The 13391-nt window shown below is 62.7% G+C and carries 13 protein-coding genes; 7 read left to right on the top strand and 6 right to left on the bottom strand.

Going from position 1 to position 13391, the window contains the following annotated elements; translation table 11 throughout:
• Window positions 1-31 precede the first annotated feature (31 nt).
• Together L1O03_RS00770 and L1O03_RS00765 are read right to left on the bottom strand one after the other, a co-directional pair.
• Window positions 32-535: a tripartite tricarboxylate transporter TctB family protein gene (locus tag L1O03_RS00770; RefSeq protein ID WP_236117518.1), complete on the bottom strand. Its 504-nt coding sequence runs from the start codon at window positions 533-535 to the stop codon at window positions 32-34.
• Window positions 528-1559 (bottom strand): Bug family tripartite tricarboxylate transporter substrate binding protein, encoded by a 1032-nt coding sequence (locus tag L1O03_RS00765; RefSeq protein WP_236117517.1) that lies wholly within the window; start codon window positions 1557-1559, stop codon window positions 528-530. The genes L1O03_RS00770 and L1O03_RS00765 overlap by 8 nt, the downstream gene beginning before the upstream one ends.
• A gap of 91 nt (window positions 1560-1650) precedes the next feature.
• Here L1O03_RS00765 and L1O03_RS00760 point away from each other — a divergent pair, with 91 nt between their 5' ends.
• Window positions 1651-2709 carry an AbrB family transcriptional regulator gene (locus L1O03_RS00760; protein ID WP_236117516.1) on the top strand — a complete coding sequence of 353 codons (1059 nt, stop codon included), beginning with the start codon at window positions 1651-1653 and terminating at the stop codon, window positions 2707-2709.
• Here the strand turns inward: L1O03_RS00760 and L1O03_RS00755 are convergent.
• Genes L1O03_RS00755 through L1O03_RS00745 form a run of 3 tightly spaced genes read right to left on the bottom strand, consistent with a single transcriptional unit; the run spans window position 2706 to window position 4126 of the window.
• Window positions 2706-2894, bottom strand: a complete 189-nt coding sequence (locus tag L1O03_RS00755; RefSeq protein ID WP_236117515.1) for a hypothetical protein — start codon at window positions 2892-2894, stop codon at window positions 2706-2708. The genes L1O03_RS00760 and L1O03_RS00755 overlap by 4 nt on opposite strands.
• A 20-nt stretch (window positions 2895-2914) precedes the next feature.
• A complete protein-coding gene (locus tag L1O03_RS00750; protein WP_236117514.1) occupies window positions 2915-3136 on the bottom strand; it encodes a hypothetical protein in 222 nt (73 codons plus the stop codon).
• 60 nt (window positions 3137-3196) lie between these two features.
• Window positions 3197-4126: a LysR family transcriptional regulator gene (locus L1O03_RS00745; RefSeq protein ID WP_268913441.1), complete on the bottom strand. Its 930-nt coding sequence runs from the start codon at window positions 4124-4126 to the stop codon at window positions 3197-3199.
• Window positions 4127-4468: 342 nt separating this feature from the next.
• On the opposite strand from L1O03_RS00745, the gene L1O03_RS00740 reads away from it, so the two are divergent.
• Window positions 4469-5980, top strand: coding sequence for a CoA-acylating methylmalonate-semialdehyde dehydrogenase (locus L1O03_RS00740; protein WP_236117512.1), 1512 nt, complete (start codon window positions 4469-4471; stop codon window positions 5978-5980).
• A gap of 64 nt (window positions 5981-6044) precedes the next feature.
• Here L1O03_RS00740 and L1O03_RS00735 read toward each other — a convergent pair whose 3' ends face one another.
• A complete protein-coding gene (locus tag L1O03_RS00735; RefSeq protein ID WP_420830262.1) occupies window positions 6045-7418 on the bottom strand; it encodes an aspartate aminotransferase family protein in 1374 nt (457 codons plus the stop codon).
• Between the two features lie 125 nt (window positions 7419-7543).
• On the opposite strand from L1O03_RS00735, the gene L1O03_RS00730 reads away from it, so the two are divergent.
• From L1O03_RS00730 to L1O03_RS00710, 5 genes are all read left to right on the top strand, one after another.
• The gene (locus L1O03_RS00730; RefSeq protein ID WP_236117511.1) at window positions 7544-9172 is read left to right on the top strand and encodes a PucR family transcriptional regulator; all 1629 of its coding nucleotides are present in this window, start codon (window positions 7544-7546) and stop codon (window positions 9170-9172) included.
• Between the two features lie 239 nt (window positions 9173-9411).
• Window positions 9412-10461, top strand: a complete 1050-nt coding sequence (locus L1O03_RS00725) for an ABC transporter ATP-binding protein (protein ID WP_236117510.1) — start codon at window positions 9412-9414, stop codon at window positions 10459-10461.
• Window positions 10454-11611, top strand: a complete 1158-nt coding sequence (locus tag L1O03_RS00720) for a polyamine ABC transporter substrate-binding protein (protein WP_236117509.1) — start codon at window positions 10454-10456, stop codon at window positions 11609-11611. The genes L1O03_RS00725 and L1O03_RS00720 overlap by 8 nt, the downstream gene beginning before the upstream one ends.
• On the top strand, window positions 11608-12537 hold the full coding sequence (locus L1O03_RS00715) for an ABC transporter permease (RefSeq protein ID WP_236117508.1): 930 nt from the start codon (window positions 11608-11610) through the stop codon (window positions 12535-12537). The genes L1O03_RS00720 and L1O03_RS00715 overlap by 4 nt, the downstream gene beginning before the upstream one ends.
• Window positions 12534-13361 carry an ABC transporter permease gene (locus L1O03_RS00710; protein WP_236117507.1) on the top strand — a complete coding sequence of 276 codons (828 nt, stop codon included), beginning with the start codon at window positions 12534-12536 and terminating at the stop codon, window positions 13359-13361. The genes L1O03_RS00715 and L1O03_RS00710 overlap by 4 nt, the downstream gene beginning before the upstream one ends.
• Window positions 13362-13391 lie beyond the last annotated feature (30 nt).

Genomic DNA, 13391 nt, shown 5'->3' with positions numbered 1-13391 from the left:
TCTCCTTGTCGTCCGTCGTGGGCCCGCGGGCCTAGGGCAGGTAGATGGCGAGTAGGTCACTGAGCAGGAATTTCACCGCGAAAGCCCCGATGATTCCGGTGATGATCGTGAGGATGATCTGCCGGGGCGTGGGCTTGGTCCAGCGCATCACCATGATCGAGCCCACGAGGTAGAGCGCCCCGACGATGAGGAATCCCCACCACTCGAGCACGTAGACGGCAAGGAAACTCACGGCCACGAGTGCCCCGGCGCGCGGCCAGGAGAAGTCCTCGCCGAGCTCGAAGGGGCCGTGGTCTTCGTCGGTGAGGTCGGAGGAGTCCTTGGGGTGCGCGGAGGGGCGGGCCACGTAGGTCTGCACCCACCAGGAGATCGACAGGATGATGAAGAGTCCGCCGAGGAGGAAGGGGTAGGGGCGGGCGCCCATGTCGAGGGGGTTGGAGGTGTAAGTCGAGATGAGGAATGTGGAGCCGACGTACCCGATCCCGATGAGGAGGGCGATCGCCGCCCCAAGGCGTTGGACGTTCTTCTTAGTCATTGGCGATCCCCACTTCCTTGTAGATAGCGGCCATGGTCTCGCGCTCGTGGAGGATTTGCTGGCGGAATTCCTCCCCGGGGACGAACTCGGGGATGAGGCCTACGTTTTCTACCTGCTGTTTCCACTGGGGGCTCTCGGTGGCGCGGCGCATGGACTCAATCCACCACTGTTTGGTGTTCTCGGGCATGTCGGCCGGGCCGAAGACGCCGCGCCAGTGCGAGAGAACCACGTCCATGCCCATGCTCTTCCAGTTCGGGATGTCCCCGAGCGGTTCCTCCCCGGAGACGCTCAGCACGCGGAAGTCGCCGCTTTCCACCATGGGGGCGATCTCCGAGTAGCCCGTGGAGGCCACGTCAATGCGCCCGCCGAGGAGCTCGGTGTTCACGGCCCCGCCGTCGAGAAAGTTCACGATGTTGAGGGAGCGCAGGTCTTTCACGCCGGAGGTCTTCATGGGGAGGAGGATGTTGAGCTGCTCATCGGAGGGAATGGAGCCGATACCGAAGGTCACAGACTGCGTGTCCTTCTTCACCGCCTCGATGACGTCCCGCGCCGATCGGAAGGGCGAGTTCTGCGGCACCACCCACACCATGTGGTCGGTGGAGAGGGAGGCCAGCGGCGCGAATTCCTCGAAATCCAGCTCGGTGTTGCCCATCATCGTGTTGAGGATGACCCGGTTGGAGTCGATGACCACCCGGTAGCCATTGTGCGGGCTGGACAGCACGTTCGCCCGCGCGGAGTTTCCGTTGCCCGCGGCATTATTGACGACGGTCAGCCGCTGCTCCACACCCGTGGATTGCATGGCGTCCACCAGCTGCCGGGAGACGGTGTCCAGGCCACCGCCCGGCCCTCCACCGGCGATGATCGTGAGCTCACGGGAGGGAAAGTCCGCCTCCGGCTCGTTGGAGCCCGGCGCGGCGCAGGCGCTGAGCACAAGCATCATGGCCAGCAGAATCGCGGCCGCTCCGGTGGCGAGGAGCGCCGACCCCTGGCGCTGACGTGTGAGATGGGGTGTTTCCCACCGCATAGATATCCCTCTTTCGTGTCCCGAGTCACATGTAGGGCCATCGTACACGAGCGGGTAGACATATGTCAGAGCTCACATTAGCGTGGAGGAAGTGCAACGCCCTCAGAATCTTGGACCGTGGATCGTCATCGTGGTGGTGTCGGTCGCGCTGGGCGTGCTGCTCACTGTGTGCGATGTTCCGGCCGCGTGGCTGCTCGCGGGGATCATCGGCTCGGGCGTGGTGGCGCTGGTCCGGCGCCAGCAGCTGCGCGTCACGACGTGGTATAGCTCCTTGTGCCGCGGCTTCATCGGGGTGCTGGCCGCCGCGCCGCTGCTCACCGCGCAGGTGCGGGAGCTGGCCCCGCTGCTGCTCCCCTCGGTGGCGTGTGGCCTGCTCATCCTGGGGTTCAGCATCGGGGCGGCATACTTGCTCTTCCGCTGGTCGCGCTCGCTGAGCCCCACGACCTCGGTCATTTCCATGCTCCCGGGCGGGGCCTCCTACATGGCGACGATGGCCATGGAGCTCGGCGTCAACCACCGGCTCACCACCCTGTCCCAGTTCCTGCGGGTGCTCATCGTCTCGATGTCGCTGCCCATCGTGGTGGGCATTGCCCGCCCGCAATCCCCTGCTGCCGCCGCGGCTGCCGCCCCGCAGCTCAACCTGGCCTCGGTGCTGCTCATCATCGCGATTGCCCTGGCCGGCGGGCCGCTCGCGCGGAAGCTCCACATCCCCGCGCCGAGCGTCTTCGGCCCGCTGCTGCTCACCGTCCTCGCGGGCGCGATTCTCCCCGACTACTTCACCCTCCAACCGCCGGTCTACCTGCGCGACGCCGCCCTCCTCACCGTCGGCTGGCTCTGCGGCGGCGCGATTTCCGTCGCAGACCTCAAGCTCTTTGCCAAGCTCCTCGCCCCGCTGCTGCTCTTCACGGTCCTGCTCATGGCGTTCTGCGCGGGGCTGGCGCTGGCGGTGTCCGCCCTGCTCCACGTGGGATATATCGACGCCTACCTGGCCACCACGCCCGGGGCCATCGACACGGTCATGGCGCTGTCCTCGCAGTACCACATTGGGCCGATCGTCGTCGCCTTCCAGCTGGTGAGGCTCATTTTCATCCTGCTGTTCGTGGCGTTCCTGGGTGGGCACAGGTCCATCGTGGAGCGCTGGGCACACTAGCTGGGTGAGCGGGTGCCCTCGCTGGCCGCCGCGGCGAAGAACTCCGCGAGGCGGTCGAAGGGGATGGCCTCGGGGTTGTCATAGAGGTCCACGTGGCTGGCCCCCGGCACGACGAGCACCGGGCCCTCGATCTCCCCGGTGAAGGCCAGCATCCGGGCGTTGACGAGGGACTGGGTGGAGGTCACCGCCCAGCCATCCGTCGCGTTCAGGGAGCGCGGATGATACCCGCGCTCCGTCTTGTAGTAGGCGTGATAATCGCGGACGAAGGCGGGGCATCCTCCGGGAGGGGGTCGACGACGCCTCCCCCGCGCGTCACCCGGCCGCCCCGGAGGTCATCCAGGCGCTGCTCGGCGAGCTGGCGGCGAAGCGCTTGGCGGGCGTCGGCATCCATTGTGTCGTTGTAGCCGAAGGCGGTCGCGCGGGTCAACGGCGGCGGCGCAGAAATCCTCCGTGTTGATGTCCGGGAGGCCAAGGAACAGTCGGGGCTTTAGGGGTGGTGCGGATGGGCGGTGCCGGCACCCATGTGGGCCACGCGCTGCTCAATCGCCCTTAAGCACGCCCGCACCCGGGGGTTTCGGGTGTTTTCTTTGCGTACCACCACCCAATAGCTCACGGGGTGGCGATAGTCCTCCGGGAGAATGGGGACAAAGTCATGCTGGCCAGCGAGATAATCCGGCAAAAGACCGATCCCCGCGCCGTGAATGGTGGCGGAGACATGGCCAAAGACGCTCGTCGAGGCAATCCCCTTCGGCCCCTCTTTCTGCTCCGGAAGTGACTGCCTGCCGCTATCGAGATCATCCACCTGCAGCCCGGATTCCACGTAGAAATTGATGGGGTGGCCCTCCAGCTCCTTCATGCTCCGGGGTTCTCCGTGCTCGGCCACATAATCCCTCGACGCATACAGCCGGAGGTGATAATCCATGACGGGACGAGTCACCGAATTCAGCACCTGCGGCTTCCCCACAACCACTTCAATATCCATTCCCGACCGCCCCTGACGGGCCCGCTGCGTGGCCGTAATGAGCTCAATATCCAGTTCCGGGTGGTCCTTGTGGAGAGCAGCCATCGCCGGGGTAATGACATGGACAGAAAAAACGTCCGGCGCCGCGATCCTGACGAGTCCGCGAAGAAGCGGTGCTGCATCATCCAACCGCAGAGAACCCAACCCGTGGAGGACCTCCTCCGCCTGCTCGGCGAGGCTCAACGTCCGCTCCCCGAGTGCGCTTAATTCCCAGCCATTCTTCGCCCGCACCAGGAGCGGGCCGCCGAGGGCTTTCTCTAAGTCGTGGATTCGTCGGGACACCGTCGTGTGATTGACCCCCAGATACTGCGCTGCGGCCACGTAATGACCTAAACGCGCTACGGCCAGAAAAGTCACCAGCGCTTCGAGGTGGGCAGTATCTACTCGCTTTGCCATCCCACGTCCTGCCTTGTATCCGACACGCCTCGTTGGTTCACCGCTACTCGTCGTGTCGCCTTCAGCCAGCCATCTGCATATGTGCACACAGGTGGTGCAAAAAACTGTCTCGCACGACTAGTTCGCACATCATACACTGTCGAGTGCGTCAAAAACAGCTCTCTTTGAGACTTGCGCCACGTTCGCGATGGCACTTCTCTCGCGCTGCGTTCCTTTCCGCTCGTATGAGGGGCAACAGAAGCGTCAAATCCGGCTCGATGAGGAAGGCGACATCGCGAAAGACTGGACCCTCCTGGCGAAATATGAGAACCCCCATCACCCTTGAGAAGGATGAAATAACGAATGACCCCGCGTATTCAGCACTATGTCGATGGCTCCTTGACAGATCTTTCTGACCTGGGATTAGAGTCCGCGACGGCAGGACAACGTGTCCTGGTCAATAATCCGGCCACGGGCGCGACCATCGGCGAGCTCCAGTGCGCCGATGAGCAGTGCGTTGACCACGTCGTGCGTCGAGCGGCAGCAGCGCAGAAGGCGTGGAACGCCGTGGGGCTCGGCAAGCGTTCCGCGGTATTCTTCCAGCTCTCCCATATTCTGCGCACCGAGGCCGATGAGTTAGCGGCCATTATCACGGAAGAAAATGGAAAGACTCTTCCGGACGCCCGCGGGGAAATTGCTCGGGGGCTGGAGAATGTCGAATTCTGCGCCGGCCTGGGGCACCATCTCAAGGGAGAGATTGCGCACCAGGTATCGACGGGGATTGACGTCGAACAGCTTAAGCAACCCCTCGGCGTGGTCGCTTGCATTACCCCTTTCAACTTCCCGGCGATGGTCCCACTCTGGATGACCACGGCTGCTATTGCCGCTGGTAATGCGGTGGTGGTGAAGCCCTCGGAGCAGGTTCCGCGCTCGGTTCTTTGGATTGCCGACGCCTTTACCCGGGCCGGGCTACCGGACGGGATTTTCTCTGTCATTCACGGCCAGAAGGACACCGTCGAATCCCTCATCGATCACCCTCTCATTAAGGCGGTATCTTTCGTGGGCTCGACGCCCGTTGCGCGCAGCGTCTACACCCGGGCCACCGGACTCGGGAAGCGCGCCCAAGCACTGGGAGGCGCTAAGAACCACATGGTCGTGATGCCGGATGCCGACATCGATTCCGCGGCGGATGCTGCGGTGTCCGCAGGCTTTGGAGCCGCAGGCCAGCGGTGTATGGCTGTATCGGTGATCGTTGCGGTGGGCGAGTGCGCCGATGAACTGGTAGAAAAAATCGCCGAGAGAGCGCGGAACCTCACCGTTGGCCCCGGCGATTCCCAGAAGAGCGACCTTGGCCCCCTCATCAGCGCCGCAGCGCAGGCCAGAGTCCGCGGATACATCGATTCTGTGGAAGGCAGCGACGCCACCCTCGTGGTAGATGGACGCACAGGCGAATATCCCTCCGAGGGCTATTTTGTTGGCCCGACCCTCATTGACCACGTCACCCCGGGAATGAAGGTCTATGATGACGAAATCTTCGGGCCAGTCCTCTCCGTGGTGAGGGTGCCCACTTTCGACGATGCTGTCTCCCTCATTAATGCCAATACCTACGCCAATGGTGTCGCCATCTTCACCCGGGACGGGAAAACTGCGCGGGAGTTTAAGCAGGAGATTGAGGTGGGAATGGTGGGGATCAATGTTCCCATCCCCGTGCCGGTGGGGACCTTCTCCTTCGGCGGGTGGAAGAACTCTCTCTTCGGGGACACACACATGTACGGCCCCGAGGCCTTCCACTTCTATACGCGGCGCAAAGTGGTGAGCACGCGGTGGCCACAGCCGGATGAATCCCAGATCAGCCTCGGATTCCCCACGCACTAATTGCACTCAGCACATCAAGGGAGGCGCTGTCTCTACAGCGCCTCCCTTGTGACTGCCTTTCCGCCTAGAGCCCACACGCGCTCAGCGCATCATCGAGGATGTCGAGCCCCCTCGTGAGCTCCTCCTCAGAGATCGTGAGCGGCGGGGTGAGGTGCAGGCGGTTATCCACCGCCACCGGCCACAGGCCTCGCGCGTGACACGCTGCTGCCAGTTCCGCCATCGGCTTCTTCTCCTCCCCGGTGGCACAGAAGGGAACGAGGGGCTCTCGAGTATCCCGGTCGCGGACCAATTCCACCGCCCAGAAGAGGCCGAGGCCTCGGAACTCCCCGATGCCCTCGTGGCGCTTCGCACATTCCGCCAAGCCAGGGCGCATCACACGTTCTTCGAGGTCACGGACGTGCTCGAGCACCCCTTCTTCCCGGAAGACCCTCATGCTCTCCACCCCCACGGCGCAGGCGAGCGGATGGCCAGAGTACGTCAGCCCACCGGGGAAGGGACGGTGCGCGAAGAAATCCCGGAACTCGCTGCGCATCACCACACCGCCCAGGGGAACATAACCGGAATTCACACCTTTCGCGAACGTGATCAGATCCGGGGCAACCCCAAAATTCTCAAACCCGAACCACTGCCCAGTCCGGCCAAAACCCGCCATGACTTCATCGGCGATATAGCAGATTCCGTAGCGATCACACAGCTCACGGACCCCGGGAAGATACCCCGGCGGCGGCACCAAAATGCCATTTGTTCCCACGACGGATTCCAGAATGATCGCCGCGATCGTCTCCGGTCCTTCCAGGACAATGAGGTTCTCCAGGTGCTGGAGAGCACGCTGTGTTTCCTCCTCCGGGGTCTGCGACCAAAACGCACTGCGGTAGAGGTAGGGGCCAAAAAAGTGTCGAGATTCCGCGCCCGTGTGCCCACCCCTTTCTGCACCCCAGCGGCGGGGATCACCGCTGACGCCAATCATCGTTCCGGTCGCACCGTGATAGGAGCGGTAGGCGCTGAGGACCTTGGCGCGGCCTGTCACCTGCTGCGCTAAGCGGATGGCGTATTCATTGGCGTCAGCACCGCCATTGGTGAAGAAGACGTAGTCCATTCCTTCGGGCGCGATCTCGGCAATGTCATGGGCCAACTCCGCGCGGGCGTCATTGGCAAAACCGGGGGCTATCGTCGCCAGTTTTTCGGCTTGGCGCTGGAGAGCGCTCACGAGTCGGGGGTGCTGGTGACCCAGGTTGGTATAGACAAGCTGCGAGCTGAAATCCAGATAGGTCTTCCCGGAATAGTCCGTGAATGTTGATCCCCTCGCTGAGGCGATGGGCAACGGGGCAATCTCGTCCTGCGCAGACCAGGAATGAAAGACGTGATGACGATCCCATGCCCGAACCTGTTCTTCCGTCAATTCCCTGTACTCGGATTCAGTATGCGCCACGTGCGTCACGGCAGAACCTCGCTCTCTTTTCGAGTAATCAGCTGTTTGCTACTGTGACGATTGTGACACGCACCACCCCAGAACACGCGCGAGATGTGTCCTCAGTTCCGCAGGAAGTGGACAGTGTGTCAAGCGTGCCGCAGAACGACTCCCAGCCCCGCCCCGCCACGCCGTGTCCCCTCACTATCGCCGATGTCCTCTCCCTCCCCGCGCTCGCGGGGGTGCCTCTCAGGGTCCTCGTGGGAAAGGACGATCTGCACCGTCCCATCCGGTGGGTTCACGTCGCGGAATCGCCTCGGGTCGCGCAGCTCCTCAGCGGCGGGGAGCTCCTGCTCACCACGGGTGCCGGGTGGCAGGGGATCGATCTTCGCGCCGTGGTGGCGGAGCTCGCGAAGGTTCGGGCGGCGGTGCTCGTCGTCGAGTTGGGAACCGAATGGGTCACCCCGCCCCGGGAGCTGGTCGATGCCTGCCGCGAGCACTCGCTTCCCCTCGTGTGCATTGAGGAGGAAATCCGCTTCGTCGACATCAGCGAGCAGATTCACCACCACCTGCTGGAGCAGGAAACCCAGCGCGCCACGAGTATGCGGCACATCGCGGAGACGTTCACCGCCATGATGATCCGAGGCGCCTCGCCCGAACAGATCATCACCCATGCAGCCCGTCTCCTCGGGGCGCCGATCATCCTCGAAAACCCCCTCCACCAGGTGATTTATTATTCCGAGGGGCACCGCCCGCCCTCCGCCCTCCTTCAGCAGTGGGCGGCGAGGTCCAGGCGGTGGGAGGCGCGCCTTGGCCGCGTCGGGACCATTATCGCGCCCACCCCCTTGCCGGATGGTGAGGGGTATTGCCTCGACGTCACTGCTCGGGGCACGCAGTGGGGGCGCCTGGTGTACCTAGAGGAGGAGGCGGACGGGCAGGGCTCGGAGCTCTCACGGGAGCTCAAGATCGCTCCGGGTTATGTGCTGCAGCAAGCGGCGATTGCGTTGCTCGTCGAGCGGCACGGTGCGCGGGACCCCCAGTCCTGGCAGGATCTCCGCGACCGGACCGCGCTGGAGCGCCTGCTGGGGAATCGTTTCACCACGGTCGAGGGAATGACGGAGGTCCTCAACGCTCAGGGGTTCCGCACCCATGAGCGCTTCCTCTATGCGCTGGAGTTTCGGCAGCCCCTCGGGGTGGATGAGATCCGCCGGGTGCTGGCCAGGCATTCGCCCCCGTGGGACGTGCTCATCGCCCCTCCCCCGGAGCATCCGCAGCACGTGGTGGCGCTCATCTCCGCCACGGATAGCAGCCCACGCGAGGTGATCCCCGAGCTTGTGCAGCGGCACTGGCCGGAGGCGGTTGTTCTCATGTCGCCGGCGGTGAGGAGTCCTCTCGACGTCGTCCATGCGGTGAGGCTTCTCGGATCCCAGCCGGAGCAGTCCCCCGGTTTCCGCGTCGTGGGTTCCACTCCGCTCAGCGTTCTCATGACGCACCTTGCGGACAATGTTCACCTCGCTGATTTCTCTCAGCAGATCCTGGGCCCCCTCCTCCGCTACGATGCCCAGAATAAGAGCGACCTCCTCGCGACCCTCCGCGTGCTCGTGGAGCATCCCACCTCTCGTTCGGCAGCCTCCGCCGAACTCCATATCTCACGGACCGCGCTCTATACCCGGATCAGCACCATCGAGAACCTGCTGGGGATGACGCTCTCCCGCGGCTCTGACCTCTTCAGCCTTCACCTGGCACTTTGCGCTTTTGACGCCGGCAACCGGGGCGATCTCTAAACACTCTGTCAAGCCTCGAGGCGCATCTGAACACTTTTCCCCTTCCCTAGTGATCTAGGTCATGCCATAATGGCTACCACAGAAAAATGAATGGCATCCACTTTCTCGTGGTTGCTCCCAGTCACGGATAGGTTTTCGCCACCCGGTGGGGACAAAAGGAAGGATGATCCGTCATTGTGATGACTTCAACGCAACCGCCTGTTCTGCGCCTCGCCCATGTCGAAAAGAAATTCAAAGACGTGACAGCGCTCGCCGACGTCACTCTTGATATTCACCGCGGGGAATTTCTCTCCCTCCTCGGCCCCTCTGGATGTGGAAAGACCACGTTGCTGCGCATGATCGCGGGATTCGAAAACCCGACCTCCGGGCGAATAGAGCTCGACGGCGAGGACCTCACCGCTCTTCCTCCCCATCGACGGCCCGTAAACACCGTCTTCCAGTCCTATGCCCTCTTCCCGCACATGAGTGTCGCGGAGAATGTAGCCTACGGGCTGCGGCGCAATAAAGTCCCTCGGGCAGAGATCCCGGCGCGCGTCAAAGAGTCGCTGTCCTTGGTGCGCATGGATCACCTCGCGGACAGAAAACCGCACCAATTATCCGGCGGGCAGCAGCAGCGCGTGGCTATGGCTCGCGCTCTCGTTAACAGGCCGACGGTGCTTCTCCTTGATGAGCCCATGAGCGCCCTGGACCGGCAGCTGCGCGAGGAAATGCAGCTCGAGCTCATCCGCCTCCACACCGATTTGGGCCTGACCTTCATCTTTGTCACCCATGACCAAGAGGAAGCCCTCGCGATGAGCGACCGCGTGGTTGTCCTCAACCACGGCGTGGTGCAGCAGGTCGATTCCGCCGAGGAGATTTACCAGCACCCGGCGAACCCATTCGTTGCTGGGTTTATCGGCAAGCAGAATTTCGTTCCTGCGAGCGTCGAGAGCAATGAGGGCGAGTACCTCATCCTCCGCGGTGAAAGGGAAATGCTCAAGGTTGCGGGGAGTTATCCAGAATTCCGGCGCGGCCAGCGAGTTCTGGCCGCTATCCGCCCGGAGAATATGCGGATTGCGCCCTTCGATGCGAGCGCCTCGAATGAGAATGAGTTGGGCACCAATGTGGTGAGTGGCGTCGTGATTGGCGAGTCTTTTCGGGGAGATGCTGTCACGTTCCTTGTGCGCTTAGCCGATCAGCACGAGATTCTTGTTCGCGTACCGGCGCGCTCTGCCCCCTCCGTGAGCGAGGGCGATCACGCCACCGTGAGCTGGTCCGATGATGCAGTGCAGGTGTTTAGCGATGAGTAATTCTGACCTGTCGATTCTCCGGCCGAGGTTCTCCCGCCGCCAGCTTCTCAAGGGAATGGCGCTTGGCGCCGGCGCGGTACTGGCCGGCGGGGGCCTCAGCGCCTGCACGTCATCGCGCACCATGGCTCCCGCCACCACAACAGATGGCACCCTGGAAAATAAGCTCAATATCTACTCGTGGGGAGATTATGACGATCCGGGCGTGCTCTCCCGCTTCAGCGAGCGGAATGATATCCGGGTGAACGTCGATTCCTACGGTTCGAATGAGGAGCTCATCGCCAAATTGTCGGCGTCGAGGGGGACCTCTGGCTACGACATTGTTGTTCCCTCCAGCTATATGGTTCCGCAGATGGTGGAGCACGAGCTCCTCCAACCGCTCAATAGGGATCTGCTTCCCAACCTTTCCTTCGTGGATGACCGCTTCCGCCACCTGTCCATAGATCCGGATAACACCTACGCCGTGTGCAAGTGCTTTGGTACCACCGGCTTTGTCTATGACACGCGGGCGATTTCGGGGAATCCCACCAGTTGGGCTGATTTTGTTGAGCTCGCCCAGGGGCAGGCCAGCGGGAAAGTTGCCGTGCTGGAAGACGCCTGGGAGGTCTGCGCCATTGCTTTGGGCGCGCGCAATGAGGACCTCAACACCCAGGATCCGCGGGTCCTTGAGGAATGCCGGGAGCTCGTCGTCGAGGGCATCGCGCCGCACGTCAAGGCCTATGTGGGCAATGCCGCCACCGCCATGTCCCAGGGCGGATTCACCCTCATGCAGGCCTTCAATGGTGATGCCCGGCAGGGAATCCTCAATGCCGACGATCCCGATCGCTGGAAATTCGTATTCCCCACCCCCACCGCAAACCTGTGGTACGACGTCTGGTGCATCGCGCGCGGAGCCGCCCACCCCGATGCCGCGCATGCCTTCCTCAATGACATTCTCACGGAGGAGAATGTCCTCGCCGAGGTTGATTACATCGGATATTCCACCGGGGCCCGATTCCTTCATGAGAAAGATATGTCCGAGACCTTTGATCGTTCGGATCTCATCTTCCCCGAGGATGACATCCTTAACCGCCTCGTGGAATGCGTCCACGATAAGACCATGGGCACTCGCGTAGAGATTCTCAGCGCCGCCCAGACGAGGAGCGGAACATGAAAAACATGATCGTTCGCCGGTGGGGGCCCGCCGCCCTCGCCTTCCCCACCTGGGCCTATGCCGTCTTTTTCTTCCTCATCCCCGTGGCGATGGTGCTCTACTACAGCTTCGGCTATAAGCCGGATGAGTTCTCCGCTGTAGCCACAGACCACCTGGGGTTGGACAGTTATCGCGCGGTTTTCAGCGGCTCTGTCCTCATCACATTCCTCCACACGCTGCGGATCTCCATCACGGGGACGCTCCTCTGCCTCGTCATTGCGCTCCCCTTCGCGTACTGGCTGGCGATCAAGGTGCGGCCAGAGTGGAGAGGCCTCCTTTTGGCTATCGTGATGGTGCCCTTCTGGACAAACTTCCTGGTTCGTACGATTGGCTGGCACGTGATCTTGTCCCCGGAGGGAGTCATTTCCCAGATTCTGGGTTATCCCATCGACGTGCTGTATACGCGCAAGGCCGTGCAAATCGGTGTGGTGTATAACTACCTCCCCTTAATGATCCTGCCGCTTTTCGTCGCTATCGACCGTGCAGGACATGCACTCCGGGAGGCGAGCTATGACCTTGGCGCCGGAAAAGTGGCAACCTTCTTCTACGTCACGTTGCCGCTGGCACAACCGGGCATTATCAGCGGGTGCCTCCTCGTTTTTATCCCCCTGACCGGGGACTATGTCACGGCCAGCGTGCTGGGCGGGGCCAGCGGATCCATGATCGGCCAAGTCATCGCGCAACAATTCACCACGGCCCAAAACTGGGCCCTGGGATCGGCGATGGCAGTGACCCTCATTCTCGCGACCGTGAGCGTCATTCTCCTCGCCGCCCTCATTGGCTACCTCGTCACCTTCATCATGCGGCGGGTGAATGCGCTCTCCCTCGATGGGGTCACGCCGTCCGCACCCGTCACGTCTGCTCACCAGGAAGGGGCCGCATCATGAATACTCTCCTACGTATCTGGGGAATCCTCGTGTTCATTTTCCTCTTTCTCCCCATCGCGGTGATCGTTGTCTACTCCTTCAACTCGGGGACCATTCTGGCCTCCTGGGATGGCTTCGGAGTGGGCGCGTATATCCGGGCGATTAATAACGATGTCATCGTGAGTTCCGTCGTCACCTCGCTCATCGTCGCGGTGTTCGCCGCGGCCCTCTCGGCGCTCCTCGGGACCATTGCTGGGGTGGCCCTCGCCCACGCGCCGGGCGGGCAGTGGTGGGCGGTGGGGCTCAGCGGGATCCTCGTTCTCACCATGGTCACCCCGGAAATCGTCGATGGTATTGCGTTTCTCCCGTGGTTCGTCACCCTGGGGGTCGACGCCAACCTCTCCCCCATGAACCACGGCCTTGTCCGCCTGGTCATCGCGCACACGATGTTCTCCGTCGCGGTGGTGACCTTCATCGTCCGGGCCCGAATGAGCGGCGTCGACCGTCGAGTCATGGAGGCCGCAGCCGACTTGGGCGCCTCGCCTTTCCACGTGTTCAAGGACATCACCATGCCCATTGCCGCCCCTGGCATCCTGGCCGGAGGGCTCATGGCGTTCACCCTGAGCTTGGACAACACCATTCTTTCCAGCTTCGTCCAGCAGCCTGGCTACACCCCGTGGCCGGTCTATATCTTCTCCGCGGTGCGCGTGGCCCTGCGCCCCGAGGTGGCCGCCATGTCCACCATCATGTTGATCCTCACGCTCCTGGCGCTCGGCTTGGTGGCCCTTGTCCTGCGCCGCAGTGGCGCATCCACCAAGGAGGTCATCAGCACCATGGCCGGCTAGCGCCTCTTCCTCTTCGCCCCCTCCCACCTG

Source organism: Corynebacterium uropygiale (assembly GCF_021568315.1).
Classification (GTDB): domain Bacteria; phylum Actinomycetota; class Actinomycetes; order Mycobacteriales; family Mycobacteriaceae; genus Corynebacterium; species Corynebacterium uropygiale.
Note: the sequence above shows the minus strand (reverse complement) of the source record. Positions and strands in the feature narration are given on the sequence as shown.

Excerpts from the sequence above, each read along its gene's own strand:
- L1O03_RS00770 (WP_236117518.1), bottom strand. The coding sequence starts at position 535 with ATGACTAAGAAGAACGTCCAACGCCTTGGGGCGGCGATCGCCCTCCTC.
- L1O03_RS00715 (WP_236117508.1), top strand. The coding sequence starts at position 11,608 with ATGAAAAACATGATCGTTCGCCGGTGGGGGCCCGCCGCCCTCGCCTTC.
- L1O03_RS00765 (WP_236117517.1), bottom strand. The coding sequence starts at position 1,559 with ATGCGGTGGGAAACACCCCATCTCACACGTCAGCGCCAGGGGTCGGCG.
- L1O03_RS00720 (WP_236117509.1), top strand. The coding sequence starts at position 10,454 with ATGAGTAATTCTGACCTGTCGATTCTCCGGCCGAGGTTCTCCCGCCGC.
- L1O03_RS00745 (WP_268913441.1), bottom strand. The coding sequence starts at position 4,126 with ATGGCAAAGCGAGTAGATACTGCCCACCTCGAAGCGCTGGTGACTTTT.
- L1O03_RS00740 (WP_236117512.1), top strand. The coding sequence starts at position 4,469 with ATGACCCCGCGTATTCAGCACTATGTCGATGGCTCCTTGACAGATCTT.
- L1O03_RS00710 (WP_236117507.1), top strand. The coding sequence starts at position 12,534 with ATGAATACTCTCCTACGTATCTGGGGAATCCTCGTGTTCATTTTCCTC.